The sequence below is a fragment of the Streptomyces pinistramenti genome (genome assembly GCF_020564935.1).
Classification (GTDB): Bacteria; Actinomycetota; Actinomycetes; order Streptomycetales; family Streptomycetaceae; genus Streptomyces; species Streptomyces pinistramenti.
Genome location: NZ_JAJCXB010000015.1, coordinates 54797 through 72029 on the forward strand (window position 1 = coordinate 54797; position 17233 = coordinate 72029).

Consider the following 17233-nt stretch of genomic DNA (forward strand, 5'->3'; position numbering starts at 1 on the left):
GGGCTTGGCAGACTTGCCGGGTGACCTACGCCGTACTGCTCGCCGAGGACGACCGCCCGATCCGCACCGCCCTGGAGCGCGCCCTGACGCTGGAGGGCTACCGGGTGACCGCGGTCGCCGACGGGATCCAGGCACTGGCGGCGGCGCACCGCGAGCGGCCCGACGTCATCCTGCTGGACGTGATGATGCCGGGCATCGACGGGCTCCAGGTCTGCCAGGTGCTGCGGGCCGAACAGGACCGCACCCCCGTCCTCATGCTCACCGCCCGGGTCGAGACCGCCGACCGGATCGCCGGGCTCGACGCCGGTGCGGACGACTACGTCGTCAAGCCCTTCGAGGTCGAGGAGGTCTTCGCCCGGCTGCGCGCGCTGCTGCGGCGGACCGCGCCGGACGGCGAGTACGGCGACCGGGACGGCGCGGCGGCCGACGAGCCGGGCGCCGGGTACGAGCGCGCGGCGGACAGCGGGGTCGTCGAAGCGGCCGACCTGCGGATCGACGGGCCGTCCCGCAGGGCCTGGCGCGGCGGACGCGAACTGGAGCTGACCCGCACCGAGTTCGAGCTGCTGGAGCTGCTGGTGCGCAACGCCGGCATCGTGCTGGACCACTCGACGATCTACGACCGCATCTGGGGCTACGACTTCGGCCCCGGCTCCAAGAACCTCGCGGTGTACGTCGGCTATCTGCGGCGCAAGGTGGACGTGCCGGGCAGCAGGCCGCTGATCCACACGGTGCGCGGCATCGGATACGTCCTGCGGGAGGACTGAGGTGGGCACGGGCGGCGGCCGGCCCCGGGCCCGGCCGGGCCCCTGGCTCCGCCGGCTCCGCGCACGGCTGCGGGACCGTGCGCCGGCCAGTGCGCGCACCTCCTTCGCGGTGACCTTCGCCGCCGGCGCCGCGGCGGTGACCGTGCTGGTCGGCGTGCTCAGCTACGACGCCGCGGCGCGGCTGGTGCGGGTGGACGAGAAGTCGGTGTTCTCCGGGGTCGTGGGCGATCTCAGGGACCAGGTGCGGGAGAAGCCGTTCGGGCCCGCGGACTACACGGCCGCCGACGCGGACCACGACGGCCCGCGGGACGACCTCACCCGGCCGACCCGCACCGACGTCCAGGTGCTGGACGCGGACGGCCGGACCGTGGACCCGGGGCGCCCGCGGCTCCCGGTCGGCGCGGCGGAACGGAAGCTGGCAGGCGCGGCGCAGGCCGGTCGGTACGCGGAGCGCGAGGCGACGGCGGGCGGTGACGCGTACCACCTCGCGACGGTCGCGCTCGGCGGCGGGCGCGGCGCGGTACAGGTCGCGCAGAAGTCCAGCGCTTCCGAAGAGCTGCTGGCCGAACTCCAGCTGCGCACCGCCCTGTTGGCGGCCGCGGTCCTGGTGGTGGCCGGGGCGGCGGGCTGGTGGCTGGCGCGCCGGATCACCGGCCGGCTGGTCCGGCTCACCTCGGTCGCCGAGAGCGTCGCCGAGCACGGCAGGCTGGACGTGCCGGTGCCGGTCGCAGGACGGGACGAGGTCGGGCGGCTGGGCCGGGCCTTCGATGACATGCTCGGGCGGCTGGCGCGCTCGGCCTGGGACCAGCAGCGGCTCGCCCAGGACGCGGGCCACGAGCTGCGGACGCCGCTGACCTCGCTGCGCACCAACATCTCGCTGCTGCACCGCTTCGATGAACTGCCGCCCGCCGCCCGCGAGGAGCTGCTGGCCGACCTGTCGGGCGAGGCGCGCGAGTTGACCGACCTGGTGAACGAGCTGGTGGACCTGGCGGCCGGCCGTCGGGACGCCGATCCGCTGAGCGAGGTGGGCCTGGCGGACGTGGCGCAGAAGGCGGCGGCCGCGGCCCGCAGGCGCACCGGCCGGGAGATCACCGTACGCACCGAACACCCCGTGGTGGTCGAGGGCCGCCCGGCCGCGCTGCACCGGGCCCTGTCCAACCTGCTGGAGAACGCCGCCAAGTTCGACGCGGGCGGGGCGGCGCCGATCGAGGTCGTGGTCACCGGCGACCGGATGGAGGTGCTCGACCGCGGCCCCGGGATCGCGGACGCGGACCTCTCCCGGGTCTTCGACCGCTTCTACCGTGCGCCGGCCGCCCGCGGGCTGCCCGGCTCGGGACTCGGCCTCGCCATCGTCCGCGAGATCGCCGCGGCCCACGGCGGCCACGCCTTCGCCGCCCACCGCCCCGGCGGCGGCGCGGTGCTGGGCTTCACCGTCGGCCCGGGACCGCCGCCGCCGACCGGGAGCGACGCCGCGGATATCCAGGGCGGGTGACCGGGCGGCCGAAAGGGGGCGCCCGCGGCCGCGTGCGCCCCCTCATGACATCACTACGCCCCCGGTCGGAGGGGTTTCGGGCGGCTGCGCGCCGCGCGCCGGTGGCCGAAAACCCATGAGTCGATGACGAACGCTCCAGGTCTTCCCCCGGTCTTCGCCAAGCGGGCATGGACCGGTGAGTAGGGGAGCACCACTGTGCTGGGTGCCGCCGGACGTGGGGTCCGTACCGGCATCCGCACCGGAAACCATCGCACCATCTGGGGGACAGTACCGATGGACATACCCTTCCGCCCCGCCGCCGACCACCCGGAATCACACCGTCCGACACTCACCTCCACCCGCTGCGCCGCCGCGTCCGCCGAGGACCCGACGCCGTGCGAGGGCCCGCACGCGGCCGCCACGATCGTCTCCGGGGACGGCACGGAGGTGGCCGGCTGTCTGCACCACTGCGCCCGGCTGCTGGCCGGCCTGGACGGCGGCCGGGTCCACCCCTTCGTACCGGTGGACCATTCCCTGGAGATCTACTCCCGTGCGGGTGAACTCCCGCCGTTCGCCTGGGAGATAGGCAGGTAGCGGCGGCTTCCCGCAGGGCGGCGGGGCCGGTGGGCCCCGCCGCCCTGTCGCTTCCCCCGGCGCCGCGCCCTACCGGCTCGGTGCGGCGGGCCCGGCGGGATGGCGGAGGTCCTCGGCGGCGTTCGAGACGCGCTGGAGCAGGTCAAGGAACACGGTCCGCTCGGCCGGTTCCAGTGGGGCGAGGAAGACCTGGTTCATCCGGGCGGTGCGCACCGCGAGCTTCTTGTGCACCCGTACGCCCTCGTCGGTGGCGCGTAGCACCGAGCGCCGGCCGTCGTGCGGATCGCGGACCTTGCCCACCATGCCGCGCGCGACGAGCCGGCGGATCACCTCGGCGATGGTCGACCGGTCCAGGCCGACCCGCTCGCCGACCGTGCGCTGGTCGAGCCCGTCCTCGTCGACCAGCGCGTTCAGTACGGCGAACTGCGGTGAGGTGACCTCCTCCGAGACGATGGTGTTCCACAGCAGGGTGTGCGCCTGCTGGAAGCGGCGGGCCAGATGGCCCGGATGGCTGCTGAGGTCGAGCGTGGGCACGCCGGGCCCTCCCCGTGATCGTGTGGACACCGTGCGTGTCGCAGTGATGGACGTTCAGTCTACCGGGGCACATTTCGTGCACGGAGGGACTTGAACCGGGCTACTGGCCGCGACGGAAGTCGACTTGGCGGCAGCTGGTCAGTGCGCTGAGTAAATAACCGGGCGGTCACGGAACGGCCGACGGCCGCAGGCCCGCCCGCCGCGGGGCGGCCCTGCGGCCGTCGTCGAACGCTCCGCCGCCTGCGGTCAGCACTCGATGATGTTCACCGCGAGCCCGCCGCGGGCCGTCTCCTTGTACTTGACGCTCATGTCGGCGCCGGTCTCCTTCATGGTCTTGATGACCTTGTCGAGGGAGACGTGGTGGCGGCCGTCGCCGCGCAGCGACATCCGCGCGGCGGTGACCGCCTTGACCGAGGCCATGCCGTTGCGCTCGATGCACGGGATCTGGACGAGGCCGCCCACCGGGTCACAGGTCAGGCCGAGGTTGTGCTCCATGCCGATCTCGGCGGCGTTCTCGACCTGTTCGGGCGAGCCGCCGAGCACCTCGGCGAGACCGCCTGCGGCCATCGAGCAGGCGGAGCCGACCTCGCCCTGGCAGCCGACCTCGGCGCCGGAGATGGAGGCGTTCTCCTTGAACAGCATGCCGATCGCGCCCGCCGCGAGCAGGAACCTGACCACGCCGTCCTCGTCCGCACCCGGCACGAAGTTGACGTAGTAGTGCAGCACGGCGGGGATGATGCCGGCCGCGCCGTTGGTGGGGGCGGTCACCACCCGGCCGCCGGCGGCGTTCTCCTCGTTGACGGCCATCGCGTAGAGGGTGATCCACTCCATGGCGTGCGCCTGCGGGTCGCCCGCCGAGCGCAGCGCGCGGGCGGCGTTGGCGGCGCGGCGGCGGACCTTGAGGCCGCCGGGCAGGATGCCCTCGCGGGTCATTCCGCGCTCCACACAGCCCTGCATGACCTTCCAGATCTCCAGCAGCCCGGCCCGGATCTCCGCCTCGGTGCGCCACGCCTTCTCGTTCTCCAGCATCAGCGCGGAGATGGACAGGCCGGTGTCCTGGGACAGCCGAAGGAGTTCGTCGCCGGTGCGGAAGGAGTGCGTCAGGACGGTGTCGTCGAGCTTGATGCGGTCCTCGGCCGCGGCGTCCTCGTCGACGACGAAGCCGCCGCCCACCGAGTAGTACGTCTTCTCCAGCAGCGGCGCACCGTGCGTGTCGTAGGCGAAGAGGGTCATGCCGTTGGCGTGGTACGGCAGCGAGCGGCGGCGGTGCAGGATCAGCTGGGTGGGCTCGTCGAAGTCGATCTCGTGCGCGCTGCCTATCTCGGCCTCCAGCAGGCGGAGCCGGCCGGTCCTGCGGATGCGGTCCACGAGCGCGTCGGCGTTCTCGACGTCGACGGAGCGCGGGGAGTGGCCCTCCAGACCGAGCAGGACGGCCTTGGGGGTGCCGTGGCCGTGACCGGTGGCGCCGAGCGAGCCGAAGAGTTCGGCACGCACCGACACGGTCTGGGCCAGCAGCCCGTCCTTCTTGAGCCGTCCGACGAACATCCGGGCGGCCCGCATGGGGCCGACCGTGTGGGAGCTGGAGGGGCCGATGCCGATGGAGAAGAGGTCGAAGACAGAGATGGCCACGGTGGCGAACTCCCTTGTCTGCTCGTGGTGGACGGTGGAGCAATGGGGTGGTTGATACGTTTCTGCGCCGACTGATGAGCGTAACCCGGACCGGGCGCCCGTGGTCAGACGGCAACCGTCGGGCGGTCGTCCTCCGGGGTAACGGGCGGTGCCGCGGCCGCGGGGGCGGCCTCCGGCGGGGCGGCGGCCGCGGGTTCCGCGCCGGCCAGGCCCGCGTGATGGGCCCGGACCCCGGCGCGTACCGCCCAGAAGTAGAAGGCCACGGCCGAGACGGCGACCAGCGCGATGTCCAGGCCGCCGGGAATGATGCCACGGCCGCCGAAGTCCGGGCTGCCCAGCGCGGAGACCAGCGCCATCCACAGCAGGAAGGCGACCATCCACCACGCCGGCGCGAACTGCCCGCGCAGCCGCCGGCCGGTCCGGCGCAGCACCAGCGCGGCGACGGGCACCGCGATGAGGGTGAGCGCCGCCACCTTGGCGGTGTCCGGCGACCGCGACCAGTACAGCGCGCAGGCCGCGAAGGCGAAGGTGACCGGGCACAGGACGGCGGCGGCCGGGAGGCGGAACGGGCGCGGCAGATCCGGCTTCGTCCGCCGGAAGACCCCGACCGCGACCGGGCCGATCAGATACGAGATGACCATGGCCGCCGAGATCACCCCGGCCAGCGCCTCCCAGCTGTGCCCGACGGTGACCAGCAGCAGGACGGAGAAGCCGAGGTTGAGCCACATCGCCGGGCGCGCGGTGCCGTACCTGGGGTGCACGGCCGCCAGCTTCTTCGGGAAGAAGCCGGTCTCGGCGATGTTCTGGACCATGTAGGAGGCCGAGGCGACGTTGGCGATGTTCGATCCGGCCGGCGAGATGAAGGCGCCGAACTGGAGCATCGTGACGACCCAGTGCAGCATCAGCAGCTTGGCGAGATCGGCGAACGGCGAACTGAAGTCCACGCCCCGCCAGCCGCCCGCGGTGGTGAGCTGCTCGGGCGGTACGGCGCCCAGGTACGCGGTCTGGAGCGCCAGGTAGATCACCAGGCCCAGGGCGAGTGCCCCGACCAGTGCGACCGGGATGGCCCGGCCCGGGTTCCTGGCCGCGCCGCCGAGGTTGACCACGGCCTGGAAGCCGTTGAAGGCGAAGACGACGCCGGACGTGGTGACGGCGGTCAGCACCGCGGACCAGCCGTACGGGGCGAAGCCGCCGTGCGCGGTGAAGTTGGAGGTGTGGAAGCCGGAGGCGATCAGGGCGGCCACCGCGAGGACCGGGATCACGAACTTGACCAGGGTCAGGACGGTGTTCGCGCGGGCCAGCAGCTGAACCGACCAGTAGCAGGTCAGCCACAGTGCGAAGGTCAGGACCAGCGCGACGCCGATGCCCGAAACGGTCAGCTCGTGGCGCTCCCCGTCGACCAGGCCGCGGGCCCAGCCGAAGCTCCAGGAGGACATGTACTGGGTGGCGGCGATCGACTCGATCGGGATGAGCGAGGCGACGGCGATCCACACCGCCCAGCCGGTGAGGAAGCCCAGGACGGGCCCGTGCGAGAGATGGCCGTAGCGGGCCATCCCGCCGGGTATCGGGTACGCCGAGCCGACCTCCGCGTACGTCATGGCGATCATGCCGATGAGGAGGGCGCCGATCACCCAGGCGGCCAGCGCGGCGGGGCCCGCCACCTGGGCGGCGGTGCCGGCGCCGAAGAGCCAGCCGGAGCCGAAGATCGACCCGATGCCGATCATGATGAGGGCGAAGAGGCTGAGCCCCTTCCTGTTGCCCGCGCTCATGTCCATGGAGTGCGTGTGTCCGTCCTCTGTCGCGGAAACCCCCGTCACCGAGGGCGATACCACCTTATGTGCCGACAAATGCACGGATTGCGGGCAGGCAGACCGCGAGCCCGGGACCAACGGCCCCGGGCTCGCGGCCCGTTCACCTTCCGGATGCCGGCGGACCGGCCTCGGGAAGGCTCAGTTCGTGCATCGCGTCACATCGTGGCGCGTGCCCCTCAGAGCGAGGGGTAGAGCGGGTACTTCTCGGCGAGCGCGGTGACCCGGGCCTTGAGGGACTCGGTGTCGTACGACGGCTTGAGCGCCTCGGCGATGATGTCGGCGACCTCGCGGAAGTCGGCCTCCTGGAAGCCGCGGGTGGCCAGCGCCGGGGTGCCGATGCGCAGGCCGGAGGTGACCATCGGGGGCCGCGGGTCGTTCGGGACCGCGTTGCGGTTGACCGTGATGCCGACCTCGTGGAGGCGGTCCTCGGCCTGCTGGCCGTCAAGCCGGCTGTGACGCAGGTCGACGAGGACGAGGTGGACGTCGGTGCCGCCGGACAGGACCGAGACGCCGTGCTCGGTGACGTCGTCCTGGACGAGGCGTTCGGCCAGGATGCGGGCACCGTCCAGGGTGCGCTGCTGGCGCTCCTTGAAGTCGTCCGATGCGGCGACCTTGAAGGACACCGCCTTCGCCGCGATGACGTGCTCCAGGGGACCGCCCTGCTGGCCCGGGAAGACCGCCGAGTTGATCTTCTTGGCGAGGTCCTGGGTGGAGAGGATGACGCCGCCGCGGGGGCCGCCGAGGGTCTTGTGGGTGGTGGTGGTCACGACGTGGGCGTGCGGCACGGGCGAGGGGTGCAGGCCCGCGGCGACCAGACCGGCGAAGTGCGCCATGTCGACCATCAGGTACGCGCCGACCTCGTCCGCGATGCGGCGGAACTCCGCGAAGTCCAGCTGACGCGGGTAGGCGGACCAGCCGGCCACGATCAGCTTCGGGCGGTGCTCCTTGGCGAGGCGCTCGACCTCTTCCATGTCGACCAGGTTCGACTTCTCGTCGACGTGGTAGGGGACCACGTTGTAGAGCTTGCCGGAGAAGTTGATCTTCATGCCGTGGGTGAGGTGGCCGCCGTGGGCGAGATTGAGGCCCAGGATGGTGTCGCCCGGCTTGATGAGGGCGAACATGGCGGCGGCGTTGGCCTGTGCGCCGGAGTGCGGCTGGACGTTGGCGGCCTCGGCGCCGAAGAGCGCCTTGATGCGGTCGATGGCGATCTGCTCGACGACGTCGACGTGTTCGCAGCCGCCGTAGTAGCGGCGGCCGGGGTAGCCCTCGGCGTATTTGTTGGTGAGGACGGAGCCCTGGGCCTCCATGACGGCGACCGGAGCGAAGTTCTCCGAGGCGATCATTTCGAGGGTGGACTGCTGGCGGTGCAGCTCGGCATCGACGGCGGCGGCGACGTCGGGGTCGAGGTCATGGAGGGAGCTGTTGAGAAGCGACATGAGTCTTTCCTGGGGAGTCAGGGGGCGCGAAGCGCTTCCGGGACGGGCGGGGCGGAGCGGCGTACTCAGCCGGCGGTGAAGGCGGTGTACTCGTCAGCGGAGAGCAGGTCACCCGGCTCGGCGGTGATCTTCACCTTGAACAGCCAGCCGCCCTCGAACGGGGCGGAGTTCACCAGCGAAGGGTCATCGGTGACGACCTCGTTGACCTCGATGATCTCGCCGTCGACCGGCGCGTAGAGATCGCTGACCGACTTGGTCGACTCCAGCTCACCGCAGCTCTCGCCCGCCGTGACCGTGGCACCGACCTCAGGAAGCTGCACGAAGACGACATCGCCGAGCGCGTTCGCCGCGTGCTCCGTGATGCCGACCGTCGAGACGCCGTCCTCGGCGACCGACAGCCACTCGTGCTCCTTGCTGTAGCGCAGCTGCTGGGGGTTGCTCATGGGTCGATTCTCCTGTACGCGAAGGGGTGATCGTGAAAGGGGTCTTGCACAGTGAGACACACGGGGTGCGGCGGCGCCGGGGTGTGCCCCGGGAGCGGGCTACTTCTGCCGCTTGTAGAAGGGCAGCGCGACGACCTCGTACGGCTCGTGGCTGCCGCGGATGTCGACCCTGACGCCCTCGGTGCCCGGCGCGGCGTGCGCGGCGTCGACGTACGCGATGGCCAGCGGCTTGCCGAGGGTGGGTGACGGCGCTCCGGAGGTGACCTCGCCGATGACCGTGCCCGCCGCGTCGACCACGGGGTAGCCGGCCCGCGGGACGCGGCGGCCCTCGGCGATCAGGCCCACCAGCTTGCGGGGCGGGGCGGACTCGGCGCGGGCGGCGGCCGCCTCCAGCGCGGCGCGGCCCACGAAGTCACCGCCGTTGGAGGTCTTCTCGAACTTCACGACCCGTCCGAGGCCCGCGTCGAACGGCGTGGTCGCGGCGGTCAGCTCGTGCCCGTACAGCGGCATGCCCGCCTCCAGGCGCAGGGTGTCGCGGCAGGAAAGCCCGCACGGCACCAGGCCCGCGTCCTTGCCGGCCGCGGTCAGCGCCTCCCACAGGGCGACCGCGTCGGCGGGCCGGACGAACAGCTCGAAGCCGTCCTCACCGGTGTAGCCGGTACGGGCGATCAGCGCCGGGACGCCGGCGACCGTGCCGGGCAGGCCCGCGTAGTACTTCAGCCCGTCCAGGTCTGCGTCGGTGACGGCCTTGAGGATGCGGGGGGACTCCGGGCCCTGCACCGCGAGCAGCGCGTACGCGTCCCGGTCGTCGCGGATCGCGGCGTCGAAACCGCCCGCGCGTGCGGTCAGCTCGTCCAGGACGATCTGGGCGTTGGAGGCGTTCGCGACGACCAGGTACTCCTGGTCGCCGGTCCGGTAGACGATCAGGTCGTCGAGGATGCCGCCGCCGGCCTCGCAGATCATGGTGTAGCGGGCGCGGCCGGCCCTGACCCCGCCGATGTTGCCGACCAGGGCGTAGTCCAGCAGGTCGGCGGCCTGCGGTCCGGTGATGGTGATCTCGCCCATGTGGGAGAGGTCGAAGAGGCCGGCGCGGGTGCGGACGGCGACGTGCTCGTCGCGCTCACTGCCGTAGCGCAGCGGCATGTCCCAGCCGGCGAAGTCGGTCATGGTCGCGCCGAGCGCGCGATGGGTGGCATCCAGCGCCGTGCGGCGGGGGGCTTCTGTCATGGTTCCGGGCTCCCAGGCATGGGTGAGAGGACATGTCTCCCCATCTGTCATCGGAACCTGAGAGGTTCACCGGAATCCCGCGAACGGGCCGGTTTGCACCTTGGGTGGAGCCGCCCCTTCAACCGGGCAGTGGCTCGCTTTTCAGATCTGCCTCGCCCGCGCGGTATCGGGGCCTGAGAGATTCAAGGGAGGACTTGCTCCTTCGGCGCCCCGGCGCACGGCCGGGGACTCTCCCGCGCGGATTCAAGCGGCCGGTATGCAGTTGACGGTGCACATGTGAACGAAGGTGTGCACGTGGCGCCGACATCATTGCACGGGATCGCCGGACGCAGGAGCCCTGGCCGCCGCCCCCTTCGGCAGACCGAAGAGCCGGCCAACCGCCTTGATGGACATTACCTTTTCTTGACACTCTGCGGGGAGGGACGGGCCAGGCCCGGACCACCGGACCGGGAGGGGCGATCACGGTGCACAGCGAGGCCGCATACGCGACGACTTCGGGGGCCGCGGGCGCCGCGCTGCCGCGGCCCCGACGCGCACCGCGGGTCGTGTCGCAGCCCCTGGCACGGCCGGGGCTCGGCCCGCAGGTCATGGACCTGCGGGGGCTGCCCGCCGCCCGGCACCTGACGGGGCTGCACTGCGCCGCCGGCGCCCTCGTCGTGGTCTCCGGACTGCCCGGCAGCGGCAAGAGCACGCTGATGCACCGCCTCGTCCCGGCCCTGGACGGCCGCGGCGCCCCGGTGCACCGCATCGACTCGCAGGACGCCCGCGCACGCTGGGAGCGCGGCAGGCTGCGCCGGTGGCCGTACCCGCTTTACCGCCCGCTGGTCCGTGCCGCCCACTACGCCGGGCTGCGCCGCGCGCTGCGCTCGGGCGGCAGCGTGGTGGTGCACGACTGCGGGACGCTCGCGTGGGTGCGCCGCTGGATCGCGCGCGCGGCCCGCAGGGACGGCCGCGCAGTGCACCTGGTGCTGCTGGACGTGCCGGCCGAAGTGGCGCTTGACGGCCAGGCGTTGCGCGGACGCGAGGTGTCCTGGTACGCCTTCGCCCGGCACCGCAGGGCCGTCGGCAGGCTGCTCGGCGGGGCGGAGCGGGGACGGCTGCCCCGGGGCTTCGGCTCGGCCGTCCTGCTGGACCGGGCGGCCGCCGACGCGCTGCGCACGGTCGGATTCGGCTGAGCGGGCCGCGCGGAACCGGCACCACGGGCGGGCAACCCACTGCCCCGTGCACTCGTCTAGGCTTTTCGGCCAGGTAGCGCGGTTGGAAGTGGGCGGATGGACATGAATTTTTCGGAGCACGGGATACCTCGGCTGGCATGGCCGGCCAACGAGTTGGAAGAGGTGCTCGCGGCCTCGGTCGGGCACCCGGGCGCGGGCGCCCGGATCGTGGAGGTGCTGGGCCGCAGCCGGCTGTGGATCCCGCTGCCGAACGGCGGCGGGCCGGACGGCGCGGGCCTCGGTGCCGGCGGCCTCGACCTGCCCACCGTCGAGCTGGACGGCCTCGCCTACGTGCCGGTCTACAGCTCCGAGCAGGAGTTCCTGCGGGTCGTCGGCTCGCACCTGCCCTTCACCGTCGCGCCGGCCAGGGAGTTCGCCCGCGGGCTGCCGGCGAAGCTCGGCATCGCCGTCAACCCCGACGGCACGGTCGGGGTGCCGCTGCCGGCGCCCGCGGTGGCCGCGCTGTGCCGGGAGGGCGGTCCGGAGGCCGGGGCCGTTTCGTCCGGCGGCCGGGTGCGGCTCTTCGAACCGGACTGGCAGGACGAGCCGGTGGACTTCCTCGCGGCGGCGGGTCTGGAGTTCTCGGCCGCCGGATTTGTCCTGACTGCCCGACGTGTCCTGGCCAGTGTGGAAGGCGACACGCCCGCGTTGTTCGTCGGAGTTCAGGTCGACACCGCCGCCGTGCCGCTGCACGACGACCGCACGCGGGAGGCCGCGCTGTCGGCCCTGGGACGTGCGCTCGGTGCGGTCCCGGTGCCCTGGCCCGTCCAGCTCGTCATGCTGGACATCGCTCAGGGTGACCCGGTGGCCGACCGGATGCTGGAGCGCGTGCGCCCCTTCTACGCCCGGGACCACTCGTAAGCTGGTTGGATGACGGGCGGGCGCACCCCACGGTGCCTGCCGGAGAAGGGACGGACCACGTGAGCGCGGGTGCGCATCAGGGAGCGGCGGCGGCCGGTCAGGTCGAACAGATGCTGGCGCAGGTCTCGCCCGGCCGCTACGACGCCTACGAGGCGCTGCTGCACGCCCTCGCCGCCGGACAGGTCTGGATGCTGCTCTGGCAGGGCCGGGCCGGAATGCCCGACGCGCAGTACGGAAACATGGAGGTCGAAGGGCTCGGCTACGCGCCCTGCGTCACCTCGGCGCCGGAACTCGCCGCCTCCGGCTGGAACCGCGACCACGAGTTGGTCACCGGCGTCGACATCGCCGCCTCGCTCTTTCCCGACCGCTGGGGCCTGTGGCTGAATCCGCACGCTCCCGGCGGCGGCGTCGGCATTCCCTGGCTGGACCTGCGCCGGATCGCCGGCGGCCTTGACCGGCTGCCCGCAGGGCCGCTGCGGATCACCGAACCGGCCATCGAACTCCCGCAGTTCTACGCCCTGCTCGCGCAGAACGCGCACCGTACGCCGGCCGTAAGGGCGTTGCGCAGGGCCTGGGTGCAGCCCGCGCTCGGGGCGCCGTATCTGGCCATCGGCCTCGACCTGTACGACACCGGCCAACAGGCCGTGGACGCGGTGCGGTTGATGATCCAGCAGTCGATCGGCGCGGTGCCGGACGGCCTGCCGGTCTCGACCGTCGCGATGAACGACGAGTACGACCCCGTCGGCATGTGGATGCGGGCCTGTGCGCGCCCCTTCTTCGACCGGGACGGCTACGGCGGACCCGGTGGTCGGATGCCCGCCCCCGCGCCGTCCTACGGTTACGGCTACCCGCGTCCCTACTGACGCCGCCCGGCGCCGTCGAGGCGTCGATTTACGGGCGAATTCTCCCTGTCTGCCCACCCGTTGGGCCCCTCCTTCGTGTCCGCCTGCTCCGCTGAGCCGGTAGTTCTGTCCGTATAACGGAAACCTGCTGACCACATCACAGTTGCGCATCCATTCACCGTCAGGGCTGGTGAGTGATCGCGAATCGGATGAAGACTCCGGCAGCAGGGTCTCGGCCCTGTGTACGAACGTCATCCGACCACCGGTGTCGCGTGGCCCTGTGGACTGCCGCGGGGCGAACTTCCGCGGCACCTGCACCACTTGCACCAGTGATGTGAACCAGGCCGCCACCGCGGCGGGGCGTGGGCCGGCCACCGTCGGCCGAGAGGGGTCAAAGGCACCGTGACCGCACCGATCGAGACCACCGGGGCGGCTGCGCAGGCGCAGCCGGAAGCGGTGCTGCAGGGCGTGGAGACCAAGCGGATCGAGGGGCGTTCGCTCGGCCGCATCGCGCTGCTGCGCTTCCGCCGAGACAAGGTCGCGGTGGTGGGCGCCATCGTTGTCATCCTCCTCATCGCCATCGCCGCGCTGTCCCGTCCGATCCAGGCCCTGCTCGGACTGGACCCGGACGCGCCGCAGCAGTCGCTCATCGACCCCAACACCACGCTGCCCAAGGGCGACATGGGCGGGATGAGCCTGGACCACCCGTTGGGCGTGGACCCGAAGTTCGGCCGTGACCTGCTCGCCCGCGTGCTGGAGGGCTCCTGGGTCTCGCTGATCGTCGCCTTCGGCGCCACCCTGCTGTCGGTGGCCATCGGTACGGTCATGGGAGTGATCGCCGGCTTCTACCGGGGCCGGGTCGACGCGGTCATCAGCCGGCTGATGGACGTCTTCCTGGCGTTCCCGCTGCTGCTGTTCGCCATCGCGATCTCCGCGTCCCTCCAGGGCGGCGCCTTCGGCCTCACCGGACTGCCGCTGCACCTCTCCGTGCTGATCTTCGTGATCGGGTTCTTCAACTGGCCGTACATGGGCCGGATCGTGCGCGCCCAGACGCTGTCGCTGCGCGAGCGGGAATTCGTCGACGCGGCCCGCGGCATGGGTGCGCGCGGCCCGTTCATCCTCTTCCGCGAGCTGCTGCCCAACCTCGTCGGCCCGATCGTCGTCTACTCGACGCTGCTGATCCCCTCCAACATCCTCTTCGAGGCGGCCCTGAGCTTCCTGGGCGTCGGCATCCAGCCGCCCCAGGCGTCCTGGGGCGGGATGCTCAACCAGGCGGTCAAGTACTACGAGGTCGACCCGCAGTACATGCTCGTCCCCGGTATCGCGATCTTCGTCACCGTGCTGGCGTTCAACCTGCTCGGCGACGGACTGCGGGACGCGCTGGACCCGCGCAGCCGCTGAGGTCCGCCGGACCGCGGACCGGCGCCCGCATCCCGGCGCTCCGATGATTTCTCTCTTCCGAAGTTTTCCGACGTTTTCCGACGAATGAAGGGGACAGCCACCATCATGCGAAGGTCAGTTCCGGTCGCGGCGACAGCGGCCATCACCAGTGCGGGCCTTTTGCTGGCCGGCTGCAGCGGGGGCGGCACCTCCGGAAGTTCCGGGGAGGCGAACGCCGCGACCAAGGGCATCGTCAACGTCTCGAACGAGAAGGGCGGCACGCTCAACTACGCGATGAGCGACACGCCCGAGTCGTTCGACCCCGGCAACACCTACTACGCGTTCGTCTACAACTTCAGCCGCCTCTACGCGCGTTCACTGACCGCCTTCAAGGCGGCGCCCGGCTCCAAGGGCAACGAACTCGCGCCGGACCTGGCCGAGTCGATGGGCAAGTCCAGCGACGGCGGCAAGACCTGGACGTACAAGATCCGCAAGGGTCTGAAGTACGACGACGGTTCCGCCATCACCTCGCAGGACGTCAAGTACGCGGTCGAGCGCAGCAACTTCGCCCGTGACACGCTGTCCCTGGGTCCGAACTACTTCCAGCAGTTCCTCAAGGACAACGACGGCGACGGCTACAAGGGCCCGTACAAGGACAAGAGCAAGGCCGGCCTGAAGTCCATCGAGACGCCGGACGACCAGACCATCGTCTTCCACCTGAAGAAGGCGTTCGCGGAGTTCGACTACCTGGTCAGCGCCCCGCAGACGGCGCCGGTCCCGCAGGACAAGGACAAGGGCGCGGACTACACCAAGCACGTGGTCTCCTCCGGGTCCTACAAGTTCCAGGACTACCAGGAGGGCAAGCAGCTCACCCTGGTCCGCAACCCGCACTGGGACGCCAAGACCGACCCGCTGCGCAAGCAGCTGCCCGACAAGATCGTCCTGAAGCTGAAGGTGGCCCAGTCCACCATCGACAAGGACCTGCTGGCCGGCAACACCCAGGTCGACATGGCGGGCAAGGGCGTCGACGCGCAGACGCAGGCCCAGCTGCTGACCAACTCCAAGGAGAAGGGCAACACCGACAACGCCCTCGGCCAGCGGCTCAACTACATGGCGATCAACACCAAGGTGAAGCCGTTCACCAACGTCGAGTGCCGCAAGGCCGTCGAGTACGCCGTCGACAAGAAGGCCGTGCAGACCTCGCTCGGCGGCCCGATCCGCGGTGACCTGGCCTCCACGGTCCTGCCGACCGACATCGACGGCTACCAGAAGTACGACCTGTACCCGCAGAAGTACTCCGGCGACAAGCTGGACCTCACCGAGGCCAAGAAGCACTGGGCCAAGTGCGGCGCCGGCAAGGTCAACACCACGATCCTGGCGCGCAACGACCGCCAGGAAGAGGTGGACGCGGCGACCTCGGTCGTCGACTCGCTGAAGCAGATCGGCGTCAACGCCAAGATCCAGCAGTACCCGACGAGCAAGTACTTCTCGGACTACGCCGGTGTGCCGAAGTTCAACCAGAAGAACAACGTCGGCCTGATGATGATGCAGTGGGGCGCCGACTTCCCGACCGGCTACGGCTACCTCCAGCAGATCCTGCACGGCAAGGCCATCAGCCAGTCCGGCAACTCCAACCTCTCGGAGCTGGACGACCCGGAGATCAACAAGCTGCTCGACGGCGCCGTCGCCAACCCCGACAAGGCCGCGCGCGAGAAGGCGTACGCCGAGATCGACAAGAAGGCCATGGAGCAGGCCGCGCTGGTTCCGCTCACCTACTTCAAGGTGCTGAACTACCGCTCGCCCAAGGCCACCAACCTGGTGTCGACCTCGGCCTACAGCGGTCAGTACGACTACCTCACCATCGGCGTCAAGAAGTAAGCCCCGGAAGGCAGGTGAAGGCATTGGTGCCCGTCGGCCGGCCGGTCCGGCCCGCGGGCACCGACGCCGCATCCCCGTGTTCTCGTACATCATCCGCAGGTTGATCAGCGCGGTGATCCTGCTGCTGATCGTCAGCGCGGTCACCTTCGGCATCTTCTTCCTGCTGCCGAAGCTCGCCGGGCAGACCACCGACCAACTTGCCCAGCAGTACATCGGCAAGGCGCCCACACCTGCCGACATCGCCGCGGTGAAGAGGAATCTCGGCCTGGACAAACCCGTGTACGAACAGTACTGGGAGTTCCTCAAGGGCATCTTCGTCGGCGTGGACTACAAGTTCGGTCCGGAAGCGGCACGCTGCAACGTGCCGTGCTTCGGCTACTCGTTCAAGACCCACATCGAGGTCTGGCCGGAGATCCAGTCCCGGCTTCCGGTCACCCTCTCGCTCGCCTTCGGCGCGGCGGTCGTCTGGCTGGTCTCCGGCATCACCACCGGCGTGATCTCCGCGCTGCGCCCCGGCTCGATCTTCGACCGGCTGTCGATGGGCATCGCGCTGGCCGGCGTCTCGCTGCCGATGTTCTTCACCGGAGCGGTCGCGCTGGCCCTGTTCACCTATCAGTGGCCGATCTTCGAACGCAGCGACTACGTGCCGCTCTTGGAGAATCCCTTCCTGTGGGCCAGAACGCTGGTCCTGCCCTGGGTGACGTTGGCCTTCCTCTATTCGGCGCTGTACGCCCGCCTCACCAGAGCCGGGATGATGGAAACCCTCGGCGAGGACTACATCCGTACCGCGCGGGCCAAGGGCCTGGGGGAGCGTACGGTCGTCGTCCGGCACGGCCTGCGCGCCGCCCTCACGCCCATCGTCACCGTCTTCGGCATGGACCTGGGGCTGCTGCTGGGCGGAGCGCTGATCACCGAACAGGTCTTCTCGCTGCAAGGGGTGGGCGCCTTCGCGGTGCAGGCGATCACCGACAACGACCTGCCGAAGGTCCTCGGCGTCACGCTGCTCGCCGCGTTCTTCATCGTCCTTTGCAACCTGGTGGTGGACGTTCTGTACGCCGCCGTCGATCCGCGGGTGAGGCTCTCGTGACTGATTCCTCCGAATCCTCCGGAACCTCCGAGGACAAGGCCGGCACGGCGTCTTCGGTCGAG

Annotated in this window: 15 protein-coding genes and 2 riboswitches; of the genes, 9 read left to right on the plus strand and 6 right to left on the minus strand. The window is 70.9% G+C overall.

The window, feature by feature from the left end:
* Positions 1-20 precede the first annotated feature (20 nt).
* The 3 genes from LIU39_RS13355 to LIU39_RS13365 all read left to right on the plus strand — a co-directional run bounded on the left by LIU39_RS13355 (position 21) and on the right by LIU39_RS13365 (position 2829).
* Complete coding sequence (locus LIU39_RS13355; RefSeq protein WP_227046892.1) at positions 21-764, plus strand: response regulator transcription factor; 744 nt, start codon at positions 21-23, stop codon at positions 762-764.
* Position 765: 1 nt separating this feature from the next.
* Entirely contained in the window at positions 766-2256 is a 1491-nt protein-coding gene (locus LIU39_RS13360; protein ID WP_372463852.1) for a HAMP domain-containing sensor histidine kinase, read from the plus strand.
* Positions 2257-2529: 273 nt separating this feature from the next.
* Positions 2530-2829, plus strand: coding sequence for a hypothetical protein (locus LIU39_RS13365; RefSeq protein ID WP_227046893.1), 300 nt, complete (start codon positions 2530-2532; stop codon positions 2827-2829).
* Positions 2830-2898: 69 nt separating this feature from the next.
* Here the strand turns inward: LIU39_RS13365 and LIU39_RS13370 are convergent, their stop codons facing one another.
* The 6 genes from LIU39_RS13370 to gcvT form a co-directional block, all read right to left on the minus strand.
* Positions 2899-3363, minus strand: a complete 465-nt coding sequence (locus LIU39_RS13370) for a MarR family winged helix-turn-helix transcriptional regulator (protein WP_227046894.1) — start codon at positions 3361-3363, stop codon at positions 2899-2901.
* A 246-nt stretch (positions 3364-3609) separates the two neighbouring features.
* Positions 3610-4992 (minus strand): L-serine ammonia-lyase, encoded by a 1383-nt coding sequence (locus LIU39_RS13375; protein WP_227046895.1) that lies wholly within the window; start codon positions 4990-4992, stop codon positions 3610-3612.
* Between the two features lie 104 nt (positions 4993-5096).
* Positions 5097-6767, minus strand: coding sequence for an APC family permease (locus LIU39_RS13380; RefSeq protein ID WP_227046896.1), 1671 nt, complete (start codon positions 6765-6767; stop codon positions 5097-5099).
* 212 nt (positions 6768-6979) lie between these two features.
* Entirely contained in the window at positions 6980-8239 is a 1260-nt protein-coding gene (gene glyA / locus LIU39_RS13385) for a serine hydroxymethyltransferase (protein ID WP_227046897.1), read from the minus strand.
* A 65-nt stretch (positions 8240-8304) separates the two neighbouring features.
* Positions 8305-8682, minus strand: a complete 378-nt coding sequence (gene gcvH / locus LIU39_RS13390) for a glycine cleavage system protein GcvH (RefSeq protein ID WP_227046898.1) — start codon at positions 8680-8682, stop codon at positions 8305-8307.
* Between the two features lie 99 nt (positions 8683-8781).
* On the minus strand, positions 8782-9909 hold the full coding sequence (gcvT, locus tag LIU39_RS13395; RefSeq protein WP_227046899.1) for a glycine cleavage system aminomethyltransferase GcvT: 1128 nt from the start codon (positions 9907-9909) through the stop codon (positions 8782-8784).
* Between the two features lie 34 nt (positions 9910-9943).
* Positions 9944-10060, minus strand: a riboswitch (glycine riboswitch).
* Positions 10061-10155: riboswitch (glycine riboswitch) on the minus strand.
* A 218-nt stretch (positions 10156-10373) separates the two neighbouring features.
* Here gcvT and LIU39_RS13400 point away from each other — a divergent pair.
* The 6 genes from LIU39_RS13400 to LIU39_RS13425 all read left to right on the plus strand — a co-directional run bounded on the left by LIU39_RS13400 (position 10374) and on the right by LIU39_RS13425 (position 17171).
* Positions 10374-11084 carry an AAA family ATPase gene (locus LIU39_RS13400; protein WP_372463853.1) on the plus strand — a complete coding sequence of 237 codons (711 nt, stop codon included), beginning with the start codon at positions 10374-10376 and terminating at the stop codon, positions 11082-11084.
* Positions 11085-11186: 102 nt separating this feature from the next.
* Positions 11187-11984, plus strand: coding sequence for an enhanced serine sensitivity protein SseB (locus LIU39_RS13405; RefSeq protein WP_227046900.1), 798 nt, complete (start codon positions 11187-11189; stop codon positions 11982-11984).
* 59 nt (positions 11985-12043) lie between these two features.
* Positions 12044-12847, plus strand: a complete 804-nt coding sequence (locus tag LIU39_RS13410) for an enhanced serine sensitivity protein SseB C-terminal domain-containing protein (protein ID WP_227046901.1) — start codon at positions 12044-12046, stop codon at positions 12845-12847.
* 381 nt (positions 12848-13228) lie between these two features.
* Positions 13229-14227 carry an ABC transporter permease gene (locus LIU39_RS13415; protein ID WP_227046902.1) on the plus strand — a complete coding sequence of 333 codons (999 nt, stop codon included), beginning with the start codon at positions 13229-13231 and terminating at the stop codon, positions 14225-14227.
* 105 nt (positions 14228-14332) lie between these two features.
* The gene (locus LIU39_RS13420) at positions 14333-16084 is read left to right on the plus strand and encodes an ABC transporter substrate-binding protein (protein WP_227046903.1); all 1752 of its coding nucleotides are present in this window, start codon (positions 14333-14335) and stop codon (positions 16082-16084) included.
* Positions 16085-16160: 76 nt separating this feature from the next.
* Complete coding sequence (locus LIU39_RS13425; RefSeq protein WP_227046904.1) at positions 16161-17171, plus strand: ABC transporter permease; 1011 nt, start codon at positions 16161-16163, stop codon at positions 17169-17171.
* The last annotated feature ends 62 nt before the right edge of the window (positions 17172-17233 follow it).